At 66.3% G+C, this 18,518-nt stretch carries 16 protein-coding genes; 12 read left to right on the forward strand and 4 right to left on the reverse strand.

Annotated features, from left to right (window positions below; translation table 11 throughout):
- Positions 1 to 74: 74 nt before the first annotated feature.
- The 5 genes from pal (at position 75) to glmM (ending at position 6,290) form a co-directional block, all read left to right on the forward strand.
- Positions 75 to 575: a peptidoglycan-associated lipoprotein Pal gene (pal, locus tag G3T14_RS04945; protein ID WP_163640642.1), complete on the forward strand. Its 501-nt coding sequence runs from the start codon at positions 75 to 77 to the stop codon at positions 573 to 575.
- 104 nt (positions 576 to 679) lie between these two features.
- A complete protein-coding gene (gene ybgF, locus G3T14_RS04950; protein ID WP_163640644.1) occupies positions 680 to 1,627 on the forward strand; it encodes a tol-pal system protein YbgF in 948 nt (315 codons plus the stop codon).
- Positions 1,624 to 2,736, forward strand: a complete 1,113-nt coding sequence (gene tilS / locus G3T14_RS04955; RefSeq protein WP_348645210.1) for a tRNA lysidine(34) synthetase TilS — start codon at positions 1,624 to 1,626, stop codon at positions 2,734 to 2,736. The genes ybgF and tilS overlap by 4 nt, the downstream gene beginning before the upstream one ends.
- Before the next feature lie 47 nt (positions 2,737 to 2,783).
- Complete coding sequence (gene ftsH / locus G3T14_RS04960) at positions 2,784 to 4,706, forward strand: ATP-dependent zinc metalloprotease FtsH (RefSeq protein WP_163640653.1); 1,923 nt, start codon at positions 2,784 to 2,786, stop codon at positions 4,704 to 4,706.
- A 240-nt stretch (positions 4,707 to 4,946) separates the two neighbouring features.
- A complete protein-coding gene (gene glmM / locus G3T14_RS04965; RefSeq protein ID WP_163640655.1) occupies positions 4,947 to 6,290 on the forward strand; it encodes a phosphoglucosamine mutase in 1,344 nt (447 codons plus the stop codon).
- 9 nt (positions 6,291 to 6,299) lie between these two features.
- Here the strand turns inward: glmM and G3T14_RS04970 are convergent, their stop codons facing one another.
- Positions 6,300 to 6,626, reverse strand: coding sequence for an MmcQ/YjbR family DNA-binding protein (locus G3T14_RS04970; protein WP_163640657.1), 327 nt, complete (start codon positions 6,624 to 6,626; stop codon positions 6,300 to 6,302).
- Between the two features lie 193 nt (positions 6,627 to 6,819).
- Here G3T14_RS04970 and G3T14_RS04975 point away from each other — a divergent pair, with 193 nt between their 5' ends.
- The 4 genes from G3T14_RS04975 (at position 6,820) to G3T14_RS04990 (ending at position 10,440) form a co-directional block, all read left to right on the forward strand.
- Positions 6,820 to 7,716, forward strand: coding sequence for an outer membrane beta-barrel protein (locus G3T14_RS04975; protein WP_163640658.1), 897 nt, complete (start codon positions 6,820 to 6,822; stop codon positions 7,714 to 7,716).
- A 293-nt stretch (positions 7,717 to 8,009) separates the two neighbouring features.
- Positions 8,010 to 8,867 (forward strand): outer membrane beta-barrel protein, encoded by an 858-nt coding sequence (locus tag G3T14_RS04980; RefSeq protein WP_163640660.1) that lies wholly within the window; start codon positions 8,010 to 8,012, stop codon positions 8,865 to 8,867.
- Between the two features lie 284 nt (positions 8,868 to 9,151).
- Entirely contained in the window at positions 9,152 to 10,117 is a 966-nt protein-coding gene (locus G3T14_RS04985) for an outer membrane beta-barrel protein (RefSeq protein ID WP_163640662.1), read from the forward strand.
- Between the two features lie 89 nt (positions 10,118 to 10,206).
- A complete protein-coding gene (locus G3T14_RS04990; protein ID WP_163640664.1) occupies positions 10,207 to 10,440 on the forward strand; it encodes a hypothetical protein in 234 nt (77 codons plus the stop codon).
- A 10-nt stretch (positions 10,441 to 10,450) separates the two neighbouring features.
- Here the strand turns inward: G3T14_RS04990 and G3T14_RS04995 are convergent, their stop codons facing one another.
- Positions 10,451 to 10,999 carry an HNH endonuclease gene (locus tag G3T14_RS04995; RefSeq protein ID WP_163640666.1) on the reverse strand — a complete coding sequence of 183 codons (549 nt, stop codon included), beginning with the start codon at positions 10,997 to 10,999 and terminating at the stop codon, positions 10,451 to 10,453.
- Positions 11,000 to 11,421: 422 nt separating this feature from the next.
- On the opposite strand from G3T14_RS04995, the gene G3T14_RS05000 reads away from it, so the two are divergent.
- Both G3T14_RS05000 and G3T14_RS05005 read left to right on the forward strand, forming a co-directional pair.
- The gene (locus tag G3T14_RS05000; protein ID WP_246732924.1) at positions 11,422 to 14,247 is read left to right on the forward strand and encodes a DUF3772 domain-containing protein; all 2,826 of its coding nucleotides are present in this window, start codon (positions 11,422 to 11,424) and stop codon (positions 14,245 to 14,247) included.
- 60 nt (positions 14,248 to 14,307) lie between these two features.
- On the forward strand, positions 14,308 to 14,835 hold the full coding sequence (locus G3T14_RS05005; RefSeq protein ID WP_163640668.1) for a CAP domain-containing protein: 528 nt from the start codon (positions 14,308 to 14,310) through the stop codon (positions 14,833 to 14,835).
- Between the two features lie 10 nt (positions 14,836 to 14,845).
- On the opposite strand, the gene G3T14_RS05010 is transcribed toward G3T14_RS05005, so the two are convergent.
- Together G3T14_RS05010 and G3T14_RS05015 are read right to left on the reverse strand one after the other, a co-directional pair.
- Positions 14,846 to 15,679, reverse strand: coding sequence for a flagellar motor protein MotB (locus G3T14_RS05010; protein ID WP_163640670.1), 834 nt, complete (start codon positions 15,677 to 15,679; stop codon positions 14,846 to 14,848).
- 6 nt (positions 15,680 to 15,685) lie between these two features.
- Entirely contained in the window at positions 15,686 to 16,459 is a 774-nt protein-coding gene (locus G3T14_RS05015; protein ID WP_163640671.1) for a MotA/TolQ/ExbB proton channel family protein, read from the reverse strand.
- 276 nt (positions 16,460 to 16,735) lie between these two features.
- Here G3T14_RS05015 and G3T14_RS05020 point away from each other — a divergent pair, with 276 nt between their 5' ends.
- Positions 16,736 to 18,511 carry a glucan ABC transporter ATP-binding protein/ permease gene (locus G3T14_RS05020; protein WP_163640679.1) on the forward strand — a complete coding sequence of 592 codons (1,776 nt, stop codon included), beginning with the start codon at positions 16,736 to 16,738 and terminating at the stop codon, positions 18,509 to 18,511.
- The last annotated feature ends 7 nt before the right edge of the window (positions 18,512 to 18,518 follow it).

An 18,518-nucleotide genomic window follows, 5' to 3' on the forward strand; every position in this document is an offset into this window, starting at 1 on the left:
GACACGCCCGACCGGGCATCCGCCGCCCCGAACGGGCTCTCGAAGCCGTCGGCATCGTCCGAGGAGAACAGACCATGGTCACGATCGCGCGCTTCCGCGTGCTCCCGCTGGCGGCAGCCCTCTGCGCCGCCCTGAGCGTCGCCGCCTGCACCAACGACAAGGATCTCGCCGACGCCTCCGGTTTCGGCGCCGGGGCCAACACCCCGGGCAGTGCCCAGGATTTCGTGGTGAACGTCGGTGACCGGGTGTTCTTCGAATCGGATTCCACCGATCTCACCGCCACCGCCACCGCCACCCTCGACAAGCAGTCGACCTGGCTGCAGCGCTATCCGCGCTACACCTTCCTTGTCGAAGGCCATGCCGACGAGCGCGGCACCCGCGAATACAACTTCTCGCTGGGCGAGCGTCGCGCGCAGTCGGTGAGGGACTACCTCGCCTCGCGCGGCATCGCCGCCGGCCGTATCCGTACGGTGTCCTACGGCAAGGAACGCCCGGTGGCGGTCTGCAACGACATTTCGTGCTGGTCGCAGAACCGGCGTGCGGTGACGGTGCTCGATCGCGGCGCCGGTTCATAGGACCGACGACGGCCCGACTTTTGCCGCGGTGGGGTGCAACTGTTATGGGGCGGCGCACCGTCACAGGTGCGCCCTTCCGACACGATCATCGGTGCCGAACCGTCATGCTTGCCCGTCTGCTTCTCGCAACCTGTATCGCCTTCGTCGCCGTCGCCCCGGCGACGGCCCAGGACGCGTCCGAGTTCGTCGTGCGTCTGAACCGGCTGGAGAACCAGTCCCGGCAGACGGCGGGCCAGATCGAGACGCTGCAATACGAGAACCGCCAGCTCAAGGAGCAACTGCGGAAGTTCCAGGAGGACGTCGAGTTCCGCCTGCAGGAAGGCAAGGGCGGCCGCCCGGCGTCCGGCCCCTCCGGCACCAATCCGGGGGCGGCCAAGCCGCAGAAGCGCAGCGATGCCTTCGATCCCGACCAGAATCCCGGCCGCCCGGGTACGCCGATGCAGCTCGGCACGACGACCCCCTCGATCGCGCCATCCTCGGCTGCCGAGGCGCCGCGCGGTCGCAGCGTCCCCCCCACGGTGGTCGAGGCCGACGATGAGGAGCCGGGCCTGTCGCCGCCCGGCCTCGGCGGCCCGGTGGACCTGACGCCGCCATCGCGTGTCCCGACCACCGGCGCCTTGTCGACGCCGAGCCGCCCAGCGAGCGTCGCGGCCACCGGTACCGGCGACGCGCGCGCCGATTACGAAGCGGCCTACGCCTATATCCTTCAACGGCAATACGAGCAGGCGGAGATGGGGCTGCGCCAGTTCATCCAATCGCACCCGCGCGACAATCTGGTGCCGTCGGCGACCTACTGGCTCGGAGAGAGCTATCTCCAGCGCAATCGCAATCGCGAAGCCGCCGAGCAATTTCTGAAGGTATCCACCGACTACGCCCGTTCGCCCCAGGCGCCCGACGCGATGCTGAAACTCGGTGCGTCGCTCAACGCCCTCGGCGCGCGTGAGCAGGCCTGTGCGACGCTCGCCGAACTCGATCGCAAATTCCCGGCGGCGGGGCAGAGCGTCCGGCAGGGCGTCGCCCGCGAGCAGAAGCGCGCGCGCTGCACGGGGTGAATCCAGCGGACGACAGCACCGCCCGTATCGAGGCGACCCTCCGGCCCTACCTCGTCTCAGAGGAGCCGGCAGCCATCGTCCTCGCGGTCTCGGGCGGCCCGGATTCCACCGCCCTGATGCAGGCGGCCGCGCGGGTCGGTGGATCGGGTCAGCTTCACGTCGCCACGATCGACCATGGCCTGCGTGCGGAATCCGCCGCCGAAGCCCAATCCGTCGGGTTCCTGGCGCGACGCCTCGGCCTTGCCCATCATATCCTGCCCTGGACAGACGGGAAGCCGGCTCACGGCATCCAGGCCGCCGCACGGGCGGCGCGCTACACGCTCCTGGCGGAGTTTGCCCGCCACCATGGCGCCCGGTTGATTCTCACCGGCCACACCCGCGACGATCAAGCCGAGACGGTGCTGATGCGACTTCTGGCCGGCAGCGGCCCAGCGGGCCTCGCCGGCATGCGGCGCGAGCGCAATCTCGGCGACGGCGTGCACCTCGCACGGCCTTTCCTCGCGATCCCGAAGGCCGATCTCGTCGCCTATTGCGAGGCGATGGGGCTCGCATTCGTGAGCGACCCATCGAATTACGACGCGCGTTTCGCCCGCGCCCGCCTGCGTCGCCTCATGCCCGAACTCGCCGGGGAGGGCTTGAGCACTGCACGGCTGTGTCGCCTCTCCGAGCGTGTCGCCCGAGACGACGATGCCCTGGCCCGAGCCGCTCGAAACACCCTCGCCGAGGTCCACAAGGCGAAGACCGTCGACGGACTCGTCCTCGACGGTGCCGGTCTCGTCGCGGTTGCGGACGCCATCGTCCTGCGGGTGGTGGCGCTGGCGCTCGAACAGGCGGGGGGAGGGGGCGTCGTCCGGCTCGAACGCCTTGAACATCTCGTCCTCGATGCGATCCTCCCGGCCTTGCGCCTGCGCATGCCCCTGCGCCGGACCCTGTCCGGGCTCCTGTTCGAGGCGACTCGGACCGGTGATCTGCGCGTCGGCCCGGCACCGCCCCGACGCCCGACTCACCCTCGCCTGGGGACGGACGGCGACGGCCTTGCCGCAGGGCCGACCGATTTACTTGGCAAGGAGAGCCGCGCTGCCTACATTGCGCTTAAGCGTCCGGACTGATCCGCCCCGATCGCGCTGCGGACCCGGATGCCTCCAGGGATTGATCGATGAACCCGAACTTCCGCAACTTCGCCTTGTGGGTCGTCATCTTCCTGCTTGTGCTCGCCCTCGTGACCCTGTTCCAGAACCCGGGTCATCGCGGTGGTGGCAGTGAGATCGCCTACAGCCAGCTTCTGAACGACGCCGATTCCGGCAAGATTCAGACGGTCGTGATCTCCGGGCAGGACGTCAGCGGCACCTATGTCGGCGGCGGCAACTTCACCTCCTACGCCCCCAACGATCCGGGCCTCGTCTCCAAGCTCCAGAGCAAGGGCGTGCAGATCACCGCGCGCCCGCCTTCGGACAACACCCCGTGGTTCATCCAGCTCCTCGTCAGCTGGTTGCCGATCCTGGTGTTCATCGGCGCCTGGATCTTCCTGTCGCGCCAGATGCAATCCGGTGCCGGCCGCGCCATGGGCTTCGGCAAGTCCAAGGCGAAGCTCCTCACCGAGGCATCGGGCCGCGTGAGCTTCGACGACGTAGCCGGCGTCGAGGAAGCCAAGGAGGACCTGCAGGAGATCGTCGAGTTCCTGCGCGATCCCCAGAAGTTCCAGCGCCTCGGCGGTCGCATCCCGCGCGGTGTCCTTCTCGTAGGCCCCCCCGGCACGGGTAAGACCCTGATCGCCCGCGCGGTGGCGGGTGAGGCCAACGTTCCGTTCTTCACCATCTCGGGCTCCGACTTCGTCGAGATGTTCGTCGGCGTCGGCGCGAGCCGCGTGCGCGACATGTTCGAGCAGGCCAAGAAGAACGCCCCCTGCATCATCTTCATCGACGAGATCGACGCCGTCGGCCGCCATCGCGGCGCCGGCCTCGGCGGCGGCAACGACGAGCGCGAGCAGACCCTCAACCAGCTTCTCGTGGAGATGGATGGGTTCGAGGCGAACGAGGGCGTGATCATCATCGCGGCCACCAACCGCCCCGACGTGCTCGACCCCGCCCTGCTGCGTCCGGGCCGGTTCGATCGCCAGATCATGGTGCCGAACCCCGACGTCGTCGGCCGCGAGCGCATCCTGCGCGTTCACGTCCGCAAGGTGCCGCTGGCGCCGGATGTCGACCTCAAGGTGATCGCGCGTGGCACCCCCGGCTTTTCGGGCGCCGACTTGATGAACCTGGTCAACGAATCGGCTCTGCTCGCGGCGCGTCGCGGCAAGCGCATCGTCACGATGCACGAGTTCGAGGATGCCAAGGACAAGGTGATGATGGGCGCCGAGCGGCGGACGCTGGTCATGACCGAGGATGAGAAGCGCCTCACCGCCTACCACGAGGGCGGCCACGCCATCGTCGCCTTCAACGTTCCGGCCACCGACCCCGTCCACAAGGCGACGATCATTCCGCGCGGCCGTGCCCTCGGCATGGTCATGCAGCTGCCCGAGCGCGACAAGCTTTCGATGTCGTTCGAGCAGATGACCTCGCGTCTCGCCATCATGATGGGCGGCCGCATCGCCGAGGAGATGACCTTCGGCGCCGACAAGGTGACCTCGGGCGCCCAGTCCGACATCGAGCAGGCCACGCGTCTGGCCCGCATGATGGTGACGCGTTGGGGCTTCTCCCCCGAGCTCGGAACCGTCGCGTACGGCGAGAACAACGACGAGGTCTTCCTCGGGATGTCGATGGGCCGCCAGCAGACGGTCTCGGAAGCCACCGCGCAGAAGATCGATGCGGAGGTTCGCCGTCTCGTCGAGACCGGTCTCGAGGAAGCCCGCCGTATCCTCGGCGAGCACAAGGACGACCTCGAGGCGCTTGCGCAGGGATTGCTTGAATACGAGACCCTGTCGGGCGACGAGATCAAGAACCTGATCGCCGGCAAGCCGCCGATCCGCGATTCCGGTGATGGCCCTGCCAACACCGTCCGCGGCTCGTCGGTCCCGTCCGCTGGTCGCGGCCGCCCGCGCGAGACCGATGGTGGCCTGGAGCCCCAGCCCCAGGCGTGACACCGGCGCCCATCCTCCGATTGCGTCATTGACATGAGCCCGCCATCGGCGGGCTCATGCATTTCAATGGGCCGCTAACGATACCGCGCGGTCGATCGTGTCCAAGTTGAGGTCGCCCCGACGTCGCAACCTGATCTTCACCGTTCCGAATCGACTATCGATTCGGCGAGTGTTCAGGATTGTCTCGGGTGACGAGATCAGCTGACCTTTATTGTGAACAGAAGACGGGACGCGAAGACCATGTCGCGCAAGTACTTTGGCACCGATGGCATCCGCGGCCGCGCCAATGGAATCATTACGCCCGAACTCGCCCTGAAGGTCGGGCAAGCGGCGGGCCTGGTGTTCCAACGCGGCGATCATCGCCACCGGGTCGTCATCGGCAAGGACACGCGCCTGTCGGGCTACATGATCGAAACCGCGCTGATCGCCGGCTTCACCTCGGTGGGTATGGACGTGTTGCAGCTCGGACCGATGCCGACCCCGGCGGTGGCGATGCTCACGCGCTCCATGCGCGCCGATATCGGCGTGATGATCTCGGCCTCGCACAACCCGTTCGAGGATAACGGCATCAAGCTGTTCGGCCCGGACGGGTTCAAGCTCAACGATGATGTCGAGCGCGAGATCGAGGCGCTGATCGACGGCGAGTTGCACAAGCGGCTCGCCGGCTCGCGCGATCTCGGTCGCGCCAAGCGCGTCGAGAGCGTCCATGCCCGTTACATCGAGTTCGCCAAACGCTCGCTACCGCGCAACATCACCCTCGACGGGCTCCGCATCGTCGTCGATTGCGCCAACGGCGCGGCCTATCGCGTGGCGCCCGAGACCCTGTGGGAGCTCGGCGCCGAAGTCATCGCCATCGGCGTCGAGCCCGACGGCTTCAACATCAACCAGGATGTCGGTTCGACCGCGCCGGCGGCTCTGGCCGCCAAGGTCCGGGAATTGCGCGCCGATATCGGTATCGCCCTCGACGGCGATGCGGACCGGGTGCTGATCGTCGACGAGAAGGGCCAATCGGTGGACGGCGACCAGCTCATGGCCGTGGTCGCCCGGTCGTGGCAGGACGACGATCGCCTGACCCGGCCCGGCCTCGTCGCCACGATCATGTCCAATCTTGGTCTCGAACGCTTCCTCGAAGGTCTCGGGCTGTCCCTGGCGCGGACAGCGGTGGGCGATCGCTACGTACTCGAGCATATGCGCGAGCACGGCTACAATCTCGGCGGCGAGCAATCCGGCCACATCATCATGTCGGATTACGCCACCACCGGCGACGGGCTGGTGGCGGCCTTGCAGGTGCTCAGCGTGGTCAAGCGCTCCGACAGGCCGGTGAGCGAGGTCTGCCATTGCTTCGATCCGCTGCCGCAAATCCTCAGAAACGTCCGCTATCGCTCCGGCCACCCGCTTCAGCAGGAAACCGTGGTCACGGCCATCGCCCAGGCCCGCGCGCGGCTCGGCAATGACGGCCGCCTCGTCATTCGCCCGTCCGGCACCGAACCGGTGATCCGGGTCATGGCCGAGGGTGACGATCGCGTCCTCGTATCGGACGTGGTCGATTCGGTCGTGGAGGCGGTGGCTAAGGCCGCCGCCTGAAACTCGGCGTCAGAGCCGGTCATAGGCCGCTGGCACCACGCGGCGCCAAGCCGAGAGCAGGGCGCTGCGCAGGGTCTCCTCGTCGGAATCCCACAGATCGAGGGTGGTCCAGCCGCGCCGGCCCCATGCGCCAGGGAGCGGTGTGAACAGATCCGGCTCCGCCTCCACCAGACCGGCCTGATCGGCAGGAGCGAGCTTGAGCACGACCCGCTCCTCCTCGACCCATAGGGTCGCAAAGATGTGACCGTCGACGCGGAAGTCGGGATGGCCGCTATGCGCGCCCTCCGTCACCTCCGGGAGCATTAGCGCGAGGGCACGAACGTCTTCGGGTTTCATGGGGACGGTGATCTTCTCCAAGTGGGATCGTTGATCGCGAAGCGAAGGATCGGCGTGCCTGCGCGGCATCGCAACGGTTCAGCAAGGATAAGATTTAACGTTAAACCCGACTTAACACTTGCCGGCGACACTGCACTCGTCATCCAAGCCGGCGCTTCACGCTCCCGGCACACGGTCGAGTGAAGGAAATTCCATGCGCCGCTCCAAGCTTTCCGCTTTGGTGCGCTCGGCTACGCTCCTTGCGAGCGTGGGAGCGCCCTGCCTCGCAGTTGCTGCTGATCTGCTCCCGCCGCTGCCGCCCGAGCCACTGCCCCCGCCGATCGAGATCGGCGGAGGCTGGTACCTGCGTGGCGACGTCGGCGTCGGCGCGGCGAGCTACGAAAGGGTGATCACCACCATTCCGGGCCAGGTCCTGCCCCCGGGCTATGCGATCGACTCGAACTCCATCGGCGATCAGTTCTTTGCCGGTGGCGGTGTCGGCTACCAATTCGGCCCGTATTTCCACGCCGACATCACCGGTGAATATCGCGGCGGCAGCCGCATCGGCTTCAGCGACAGCTTCAATACCTATTCCAATGGGCAGTTGCTGGTCGACTCGCAGGGCAAGCCCTACAAGGGCATCGATATCTACAACGGCCACCTGTCGTCGGTGGTGGTGATGGCCAACGGCTACATCGATCTCGGCACCTATTTCGGCGTCACGCCCTATCTCGGCGGCGGTGCCGGCAGCGCCTTCCACCAGATGAGCGGCTTCAACGACGTCGGCGCCGGTGGTGCCTCGGGCGGATACGGCGTTGCGCGTGACAAGAACTCCACGAGCTTCGCCTGGGCGGCGATGGCGGGCCTCGGCTACAGCGTCACGCCGAACCTGAAGCTCGAACTCGGCTACCGCTACATGGATCTCGGCAGCGTGAAGACCGGCTCGGTCCAGTGCTTCAACGATCCGGGCTGCGGTGGCGCCTACTACAAGGTCAAGGATGTGACCTCGCACGACGTGCGCATCGGTATGCGCTGGCTCCTCGGGGGCGTCGTGGCGGCACCCGTCGCCGAATACATCCCGGAGCCCGGCCCGCTGGTGCGCAAGTACTGAGGCCACGCTTTCATCGCGGCCGGCCTCGGCCGAGCCGAATACGTCAAGGTCTGGAAAGGGCGCGGATTCGGATCCGCGCCCTTTCTCCGTTGAATGAGCACCGTCCGGTAAGGCGATGAGATCGTTAGGGTTAAGCTGATCCTAAGCTTTTCCCGTCACTGTCGAATGGTGTTCCGGACACGGTCCATCGCAACGACCTCCGGTCGCTCGGCGATGCCGCATTCGGAAGAGGGCAGGCCGGTTCGGCTCGCGCCGGTGCATCCCATTGAATTATCGAAAGATCGCGAGGCAGCATGTCGATGCCGAATTTGCGCTACGTCGCCGCACTGGCATTGGCGGCCTCCAATCTCCTGCAGTTCGGGACGGATGTTTTAGCTGCGGACCTTCTGCCGCCGCCGCCGCCGCCGCTTCCGGTGGAAATCGGAGGCGGCTGGTACCTGCGTGCGGACTTCACCGAGAGTTATTACGCCCGGCCGAAGGACGGGACGCGGCCCGATCCGAACGATCCCGGTATGCCTCCGCAGATGAACCTGCGGCTCGGGCAGGAACCCGGGTATGGCGGCGGCGTCGGATATCGTCTGAATTCCTGGCTGCGCGTCGACGCCACCCTCGACCAGCGCGGGCCGAGCGAATTCAGCACCTACTCGTCCCGCTCGAACTTCGTCACCGGCTACAACGTCGAGGCCGGCAAGATCGACGTGCTCACCGGCCTCATCAACGTCTATGCCGATCTTGGAACGTGGTGGGGCCTGACACCCTATATCGGCGGCGGCATCGGTTTTGCCGACAAGAGTTTCCGCAATGCCTACACTCAGACGACCTGCACGGTTGTCGCCTGTGACGGCAATCCCGGTACCGGCCCCCGCGACGCGGTTCAGCGCCCGAGCCGGGCGTTGACCTCGCTCGCCTGGGCCCTCACCGGCGGCGTGTCCTACGCCATCGGCGCAGGCTTCAGCATCGATGCCAGCTACCGCTACGTCGACCTCGGCGCCGCCAAGACCGGCATCGACGATTACGGCTTCGGGACACGCCTGAAGAGCATTTCGGCAAACGAAGTCAGGGTCGGCCTGCGCTACAGCTTTGCTGATGTTGGGAGTCTCGCCCCCACGCTGCCGTTCGTCCGCAGCGGCGGCAACCCCTACGAGTATTAGGATCAACAAGCGCCTCGCTGTCGGCGCCGATCCAGCCTGCGCCATCCGCCCGCTTCGTCACGCCTGCCCTTTCGCAAAGGGGCAGGCGTCGTCGTTTCCGGAGGGTCGCATTGGATTTCCGGACAAGGACGCCCGCATCGCTCGGCCTAACCGCGTAGGAGGCGATGCCCACGAATGGGATCGGCACGGTGCCATCGGGCAACGGAAAGTTAAGGTTACCCAAGTACAACTTCGACACAGGACCAGCACTATCAAGTCGGGCCACCGCCCTGAGGACGACATCGATGCGTACCGTCACCTTTGCGCTTCTGACCGGATTCACCCTCGGAATCGTCGCTCCGGTTCAGGCGGCCGACCTCGATTACGGCGTTCTGCGCGGCCCGGACTACGAGCCCGAAGCACCGATCATCGATTGGAACGGTGTGTATGTCGGTGGTCACGGCGGCTATACGTCGGCGGCGCTCGGCTTCAAGAATGTCTTCCAGCCGCTCGTCGCATCGGCACTCATTTCCACGACGGCCGAATCGCAGCTCAATGCATCATCACTGCTGAACCCGTTATCGAAACGCGTCGATGGCACCAGCTTTGGCGCATATGCCGGATTCAATTATCAGTTCGAAGATGCCGTCGTTGGTATCGAAGCTGATTATACCCATTTCGAAAAAACAGGCGTGTCGACCGACAGGATCGCACGTTTCATGACAACGTCCATCAATTATCTGGAAACGGTCTCTCTGTCCGGCATCTCCACGACGAAAATCGAGGAGTACGGGACGGTCCGTGGGCGCGCCGGCTATGCCTTTGGAAATTTCCTGCCTTTCGTGACTGGGGGTGTTGCCATTGGCCGGGCTCAAGTAACCGACAGCGTCGCCATCAGCAACTATGGGTACGATCAAGCACAATATAAGGCGAACGTGGCGGCGGGTACCACTAGCGCTACAACGACCGTTACGGGTGGTGTTTCGACAACAACGACATCGACCCCGGGGGCCCAAGCTTACGTCAACAATTTCGGTTACGCGAATTTCAATCAAACAAATCCCGCAAATAGCACCGTGGCCACACCACGATTTGTGAACCGGACCTCCACGAAAGTGGTCGCCGGTGTGGCACTCGGTGCTGGCCTGGAATTCGCACTCACGCAAAACATCATCCTGCGCGGCGAATATCAGTACGTGCTGTTCAACGATTTCGACGGACACAAGGTGAACCTCAACACCGTGCGCGCCGGCGCGGCGGTGAAGTTCTGAGGCGCGTTAAGGCCCTGGTCGCAGGTCCGGGGCTAACGTTGGGGGCTGGGGGCGGTCATTCCCCCGCCGTTTCCAGGATTGTCCGAACCATGCTTCGCTTCGCCCTCCTCGGCAGCGCCCTGGCGCTGTCCGCCGGTGCCGCTCAGGCCGCTGATTACGGCAATCTCGATGCGCCTCGGCATCGCGGCGTCCTCCCGCCGGAAGTCGCCTATCGCGATCCGACGTTCCGGCCGCGCGAACACGTCGCTCCCGTCGCGACCCTGCCGCGCTCGCTCAACGTCCCGCTGTACAACGTGCCGCCGCCGCGCTTGTCCCAATTCTGAGTCGACCCGCTCAGTTTTCGAGCTCGGTGTCCCAGTAGAGATAATCGACCCAGGTGTGGTGGTACTGCCGGTGGTCGAATTCCGGCTGGCGGCGGTGCAATTCGTGCCGGGTCGGGCGGTGCGGCTCGTGCAGCAGCGGCATCTCCGCTTCCGCCGGTGTGCGGTTGGCCTTGCGCAGATTACACGGCGAACACGCCGCGACCACGTTCTCCCAGCTCGACAGGCCGCCGCGCGAACGCGGCACCACGTGGTCGAAGGTCAAGCCGCCCGAGGGCAGGCGAAGGCCGCAATACTGGCAGGAGAAGGTGTCGCGCAGGTAGATGTTGTAGCGCGTGAAGGCGGGGCTGCGCGCCAACGTCACGTAGCTCTTCAGCGCGACCACACTCGGTACCCGCAGGGAGCGCGACGGCGACCGTGCCTCGACGTCGTAACTCGCCACCAGGGTCACACGGTCGAGAAACAGCGCGGTGAAGGCGTCCTTCCAGGACCACAGCGAAAGCGGATTGTACGACAGCGGCCTGTAATCCGCGTTCAGGACGAGCGTTTGGAGATCCAGCATCAGCGCTACCCTCTCGACGGGTCGACAGTGGGACAACGCGCGAAGCCGAGCCTGCGCGCTGTCCCGGTTTGGTGAAAGATCAGAAATCTTCGCATCCCGGGCCGGCGGTCTGCGCAGCGCGCACCACGGGGCAGGGCATAGGCAGACGGGATTCGGCGGGGCGGGACGGTGCGAACCGCGCAAGGGCCGGGCCCGGCATCGATGGACCGACGCGACGTGGGCGTTTGCCAACGGCGGTCGCATCGGGCGGGAACGCCCGGTTCGTGGCGACGCTCATCGAGCGCGATGGTCGTCGCCACCTCCTCGCACAGATACGAAAAGGCCAAGTCCATCGGGGCTTAGTCTAATATCAGCGTGACAGGCTTGTGAAGCTCACATCGTCCGGCGCGACGTCGCGGCCCACAAGTGGAGCCGATGCGGCGATGAAAGCGACCCGCGCCGGCGATCCGGGCCCCATCGGCAACCTTTCGCCCCATTGCCGGGTGATGGGCTTGCACGGACCGCGCGTCCCGGTGCCGGGACGCCAGTGCGAAGGGATGGACATGGGCTTGGACTTCTCCAGAGGCAGGGCGTGCTCGGGCAAGGCGCGGCTCGCGATCGGCGCGAGACGCGCGATCCTGGCCGCCGCCTGGCTCGGCGTGGTCGTCCTCGCCCCGGTGACAGCCCTCGGGCAGGGAGCCACGCCGGCTCCCGCGCCACCGGCCACGACCGCCAAACCAGCCCCTGCGCCCGCCCCGGCGGCGGCACCCGCACCGGCCGCCGCGCCAAAGCCCGCCGCTCCCAAGCCGGTGGTGTCCGACGAGATCAAGACCATCCGCGACCGCCTCGATGCGGCCAAGGTCGAGCTCGACCAGCGCGAGAAACTGATCACCGGCCCCAACGTCAGTGCCGACGATCTGGTCCGGGCCCGAGATGGGCTCGACACCATCGCCGATCACATCCGTCAGGTCATCGACCTGACCACGCCGCGTCTGGAGGCCGCCCGCGAGCGCCTCACCCAACTCGGCCCCAAGCCCAAGGAGGGCGACGAGGGCGAGGACGTCGCCCGTGAACGCACCGAGCGCGAGCACGCGGTCGCCGAAATCGACGAGACCCAGCGCCTCGCCCGTTCGCTCCTCGTCCAGAGCGACCAGATCGTCGATCAGGTCACGAACCGTCGTCGGGCGGCCTTCACCCGCGGCCTGTTCGAGCGCTCGACGGCCCTCGTCAGCCCCGACTTGTGGCTGCGGATCGCGGCGGACCTGCCGCGCGACATGCGCGCGATCCAGAATGCGGTGTCGGACACGGCGTCGCTGTTCTCGCGCAACGGCACGCTGGGCAATCTGCTGCTCCTCGGCATCGCCTTCGGCATCTCGATCGCGCTGTATTTCGGCCGCCGCAACATCGCCCCACGGTTCGGACGCCGGGACGATACGACCAAGGCTCCCTCGCAGCACAGGAAGCTTCTGGCGGCCTGGCGGGTCTTCCTCGTCGGGACGGTGCCGGCGGTCGCGGGCAGCTATGCGGTCTATTACGCGCTCGACGCCACCGACCTGTTGCCGCTGCGTCTGCTTCCGGTCGCCGGCGCGATCCTGCTCGGGCTCGCTTTCATCGCGTTCGTGGAGGCGCTCGCCGATGCGCTGCTCTCCCCGGACCAGCCGGCGTGGCGCACGACGACCATGACCGATGCGGCGTCCTCCCGCATCACGACGCTGGCGGTGGGTATCGCCATCGTCATCACCGTGGTGAAATCCATCGAGGCGCTGAATTCCGGTATTTCGGCCGCCTTGCCGATCTCCATCGCCACCCGCGGTATCGGCGCGCTCGCCATGGTGCTGATCCTGGCCATCGGCCTGCACCGCTTCGCCGATACGGCGGAGAAGGAGGAGGCGTGCTTCGGCCCCTACGTCGCGCCGGAGGCGACCACCGGCATCGGCGGTCCCGCACGCCTGCTCGGCTGGGCGGCCGTGGGCGTGATCGGCGTCGAGGCCGTCATCGGCTACGTCGCGTTCGCCGCGTTCCTCATCGACCAGCTCGTCTGGACCGCGAGCCTGTTCGTGCTGCTGTTCCTGCTGATCTCCAGCGCCGATACCTTCATCGGCGGGACATTGCGCGACGACACCAAGATCGCCACCGCGCTCCAGGCCAATACCGGCCTGCGCAAGCGCTCGCTCAACCAGATCGCCGTGCTGTCCACGGGGCTCGCACGGGTGGTGCTGATCCTCGTCGCCGCTCTCCTGGCGCTGGCGCCCTGGGGCCTCGACTCGACAGACGTGTTCACCTCGGTGCGCAGTGCGTTCTTCGGGTTCAAGGTCGGCGATGTCACCATCTCGCTCTCCACCATCGCGCTCGCCATCGGCATGCTGATGCTCGGCATCGCGATCACGAAGGCGATCCAGCGCTGGCTCGAGAACACCTACCTGCCGGCCACCGACCTCGACGCGGGCCTGCGCAACTCGATCTCGACCATCGCGGGCTATTGCGGTTTCCTGCTCACCCTGGCGCTGGCGTTCTCGTATCTGGGCTTGAGCCTCGAAAAGCTCACCATCGTCGCCGGTGCGCTCTCGGTCGGTATCGGTTTCGGTCTCCAATCCATCGTCAACAACTTCGTCTCGGGACTGCTCCTGCTGTGGGAGCGCCCGATCCGGGTGGGCGATCAGGTGCTGATCGGCGACAGCGAGGGTATCGTGAAGCGCATCTCGGTACGCTCCACCGAGATCCAGACCTTCGACCGGTCGGCAGTGATCGTGCCGAACTCGAACCTTATCTCCGGCATCGTGAAGAACCGCGTGCGCGGTGATCGCACCGGACGGGTCAGCATCACCGTCAACGTACTGCGCAATCAGGATCCGGTTCGTGCCGCCGAGCTGCTGATCGGCTGCGCCAGCGCTCAGCCGGACGTGCTCAAGGAGCCCGCACCGCGGGTGGTCTTCCGCAAGATCGGCGATCCCTTCCTGGAATTCGAACTGATCGCCATGATTCTGGACGTGAGCCTGAGCCTGAAGGTCCAGAACGATCTCAACTTTGCCGTGTTCAAGACCTTGTCCGAAGCCGGAATGATCCCGGCATTGGGTCCGGGCTCCAGCATCGTCACCGTGCAGGGGTTCGAGCCGTTCCAGGACGCGATCGGCCAGATCGCGCAAACGTTCTCGACGCAGGGCCGGAACCCGGATACGCGATCCGCGCAGCCGGCACCGGACGACGCCGAGCCGGTGCATGCATCGGTCCCGCCGGAGGCTTTACGCCGACGGGCGGGCAGCGAGAACTGATTGATTTCGAATACTTTTTTTGAACGTCGGCCCTGGCTCTTCGGGCCGGTGCGCGCGACCATGAGGTACGATCGGGTGAGGCAGGCGACGGTGACGATACGCGGATTGGGCTCCGGCCTCGCCCTTCTGGCGGCAGGATCGCTGTCGGGCTGCGCTACGCAACTGCCCGCGGCAACCGGCCTCCCGAGCCTGTACCAGCCGATGACGGCGGCGGACGCCCATCTCGATGTCGCCACCGCTCGCGACATGATCTCGGCCTACCGCGCCCGCACCGGGCAGGGGCCGCTCCAGATCGACCCCGCGTTGCAGAAGCTCGCCGAGGCCGAGGCTGTCGCTATGGCGGCCGCCGATCGCCCGAGCCGGGCGCAGACGGTGAAGAGCGCCGTGGAGCGCCTCGGCTATGCCCCGGCGGAGGCCAATCTCTCGGCGGGATACCATACCCTGGCCGAGGCGTTCTCCGGCTGGCGTGACAGCCCGTCCCACAACGCCACGATGTTGGCTCCGAGCGCCACCCGCATGGGCATCGCCACCGCCTACGCTCCGGGCTCGAAATACAAGGTCTACTGGGCGCTGCTCGTCGCGAAGTAGGCGAGCCTTCTCACGGGAACGCCTTCATCCGCGGCGTCGGGCCGGTTTCGTTGAGCAGCGTTACCGTCACCCGGCGATTGGCCGGCAGATACGGGTTGTCGGGAAACATCGGCTCGGTGTCGGCCTTGCCGGTGACGGAGGCGAAGCGGTCATCCGGCACGCCGCTGCCAGCCAGGATGTCGCGAACGCTGATCGCCCGGTTGGCCGAGATCTCCCAGGGCGGAGCTGCGGGGCGCCGGCCGGGCCGCTCGCTGGCGGTGTAGCCGGTGATGGCGATGCGGCTCGCCATCTTGCGGATGGTTGGAGCCAGGCGTTCGAGCAGACGCCGCGTGCGATCGTTCGGCCGGCTCGATCCGTCCGGGAACATCGAGACCCCATCCTGATCGACCAGGGAGAGATCGACGCCGCGCAGACTCGGGGCGACGATGATGTTCTTCGACAATTCCGCGATCTCGGGCATGTCCTGCATCGCCTGCCGCAGGCTCGCCGCCGCGAGTCCCGAGCCTTCCGGATAGCCCTTGTCCGGCAGGCCGTCCTCGACGACGCCCTGGACGGTCGGCGGCGTGGTGTGATCGGTGGCCTCCTCCGGCGGGATGTCGCGCAGGTACTTGACCCGGTCGGCGCTCGGCAGGCCGTCCTTCTCGATGATGCCGGCGAATTTCGACTCCTTGCTGGTGCCGAAGGCGTCGCGCATCGAACCAGCGACGATCTGGAGCTTCTTCTGGTCCTGCGTCGAGTAGGCGGCGACCATGACGAAGAAGCTCATCAGCAGCGCCATCAGATCGGCGAAGGTGACGAACCAGCCATGGCCGCCATGGGCTCCGCCGCGCTTCTTCTTGGCCATACTCCGTCAGGCCGCTTCGGCCGCGAGATCCTCGCGGTGATTGTGCGGCAGGTAGGCGATCAGCATCTCGCGGACCAGCGAGGAGGATTTCGCGTCGCGGATGAGGAGGATGCCGTCGATGATCAGCGAGCGGGACACGTCCTCTTCCTCCACCTTCACGTGGAGCTTGTCGGCCAGCGGCAGGGTGACGAGATTGGCGATGACCGCGCCGTAGAGGGTCGCCAGAAGGGCGGTGGCCATGGCCGGGCCGAGCTTCGAGGGATCGGACATGTTGGCGAACATCGAGACCATGCCGAGGATGGTGCCGATCATGCCCCATGCCGGCGCGCAGTCACCGAACGCCCGGTAGATCTTCGAGCCCTCGTCGAGATGCATGAGGAAGTTGTCCCGGTCGCGCTCCATCGTGTCGCGGATGAAGTCCCGGTCGTAGCCGTCGGCGATGTAGCGCGCGCCCTGGGCCAGGAAGGGATCGGAGATCTCCATGCTTTCCAGGGCCATCGGCCCGGACTTGCGCACCACGTCGGCGATCTTGGTGATCTCCTCGATGAGTTCGCGCGGCTTGATCGAGCGCATGGTGAAGCAATAGCGCAGGCCCATCGGCAGGCCATGCATCATCACCGAGAACGGAAACCGGATCATCGTCGCGGCGGTGGCGCCGCCGAACACCACGACGATGGCGTGATCGCTGAAATATTCGCCGAAATGGCCGCCATCGAGCATGATCAGCGAAAAGACGACGCCGAAGCCCGAGACCAGACCGAGAGCGGTAGCGATATCCATGATGCTGCCCAGGAGGCATCGCCGAGCGGAGCCCTGCAACGGTCATAGGAAATCAAGCTGAACGAACCGTAAAATTGCTCGCGCGCCGACAAGGAATCGTGTCATGCGCCGTTCAGGCAGGTCCTGACATAAGCCAGCCAACGCCAAGAGACCCTGTAGACCAAGGGGTTGGCGGTCCTCGCATCAGCGCGGACAGGGATTGTCGGTAACGTGTTCGAAGCGAAGGCCCGGGTTTACGCGGGCCCCGCCAAGGTTGGCATCGGAGCAAACGCTATCATGTCGTTGATTCGTCTCTATGCGCGGGTCATGGGCCTTCTGGGAGCCGACCGGCGCCTCGCAGCGCTTTTGGCCGCCGCCAACGTCGCCCTCGCGGTTGCGGCTTTTGCCGAGCCGCTGCTCATGGGCCGCATCATCGACCAGCTGACCCACCTCACCGCCAAGTCGAATGCGTTCTCGACGCTGGCCCCGCTCATCGGTGCTTGGGTCGCCTTCGGCCTGTTCACCATTGCGGCCGGGGTCACCATCGCGCTGCATGCCGACCGGCTCGCCCACCGCAACCGTCTGACGGCGATGGCGAACTATTTCGAGCACGTCCTCGAGCTGCCGCTCGCCTTCCACTCCTCGAATCATTCCGGCCGCGTGCTCAAGGCGATGCTGGAAGGCTCGAACGGCATGTTCTGGCTCTGGCTCGGCTTCTTCCGCGACCATTTCGTCGCTTTCGTCTCGCTGATCGTGCTCCTGCCGCTGACCCTGCTGGTGAATTGGCAGCTCGGTTCGATCCTGGTCGTCCTCGTGCTCCTGTTCACTGCACTGACCACCTTCGTGATGCGCCACACCGAAGCGCTCCAGGGCAAGGTCGAGGCCTATCAGTCGGGCCTCGCCGAGCACGCCTCGGATGCGCTGGGCAACGTCGCGGTCATCCAGTCCTTCACCCGCGCCAAGGCGGAGAAGGAGGCGATGCACGGCATCATCCGCAACCTGCTCGCTGCACAGATCCCGGTCCTGTCCTGGTGGGCACTCGCCAACGTCGCCACCCGCGCTTCGGCGACCCTCACCATGACGGCGATCTTCGTCACCGGCATCGTGCTGCATCAGCACGGCCAGGCCAGCGTCGGCGAGGTCGTGGCCTTCATGAGCCTCGCCACCATGCTGGTCTCGCGCCTCGATCAGGTCGCCACCTGCATCAACGGCCTTTTCCAGCAGATGCCCAAGATCGCCGAGTTCTTCGAGATCCTCGATACCACGCCGGCGGTGCACGACCGTCCGGGCGCGCTTCAGGTCGCGCGCTTCGAGGGCGAGGTCTCGTTCGAGGGCGTCGGCTTCTCCTACACGGCGCGCCGCAAGGCGGTGGAGGACGTCTCGTTCACGGCCCAGACCGGCGAGACCATCGCGCTGGTCGGCACCACCGGGTCCGGCAAGTCGACCACCCTCGGCCTGCTCCACCGCGCCTTTGATCCCGACCATGGCAGCATTCGCATCGACGGGACCGATATCCGCGACATCGGCCTCGCCAGCTTGCGCCACAACATCGGCGTGGTCTTCCAAGAGCCGATGCTGTTCGCCCGCTCGATCCGCGAGAACCTCCTCGTCGGCCGGCCGGACGCCACCGATGCCGAGATGCTCGATGCGCTGGAGCGTGCCCAGGCGAGCGAGTTCATGGCCCGCCAGTCCGACGGCCTCGACACCGTGATCGGCGAGCGCGGCCGCTCGCTCTCGGGGGGCGAACGTCAGCGCCTCTCCATTGCCCGGGCGCTGCTCAAGAATCCGCCGGTGCTGATCCTCGACGAGGCGACGTCCGCTCTCGACGCCACCACCGAGCGCAAGCTCCAAGGCGCCCTGGAAGCTGTGATGGAGGGCCGGACCACCTTCGTCATCGCCCACCGCCTCGCGACGATCCGCAACGCCGATCGCATCCTCGTCTTCCACGAAGGCCGGATCGTGGAATCGGGCACCTTCGACACCCTCGTCGCTCAGAACGGCCGCTTCGCCGATCTGGCCCGGGCCCAGTTCATGGCCGCGGAAAAGCCGGTCGAGCTCCAACTCGCGGCGTGATGAACCC

Origin of the sequence: Methylobacterium sp. BTF04 (genome assembly GCF_010692745.1) — a bacterium.
Lineage (GTDB): Bacteria > Pseudomonadota > Alphaproteobacteria > Rhizobiales > Beijerinckiaceae > Methylobacterium.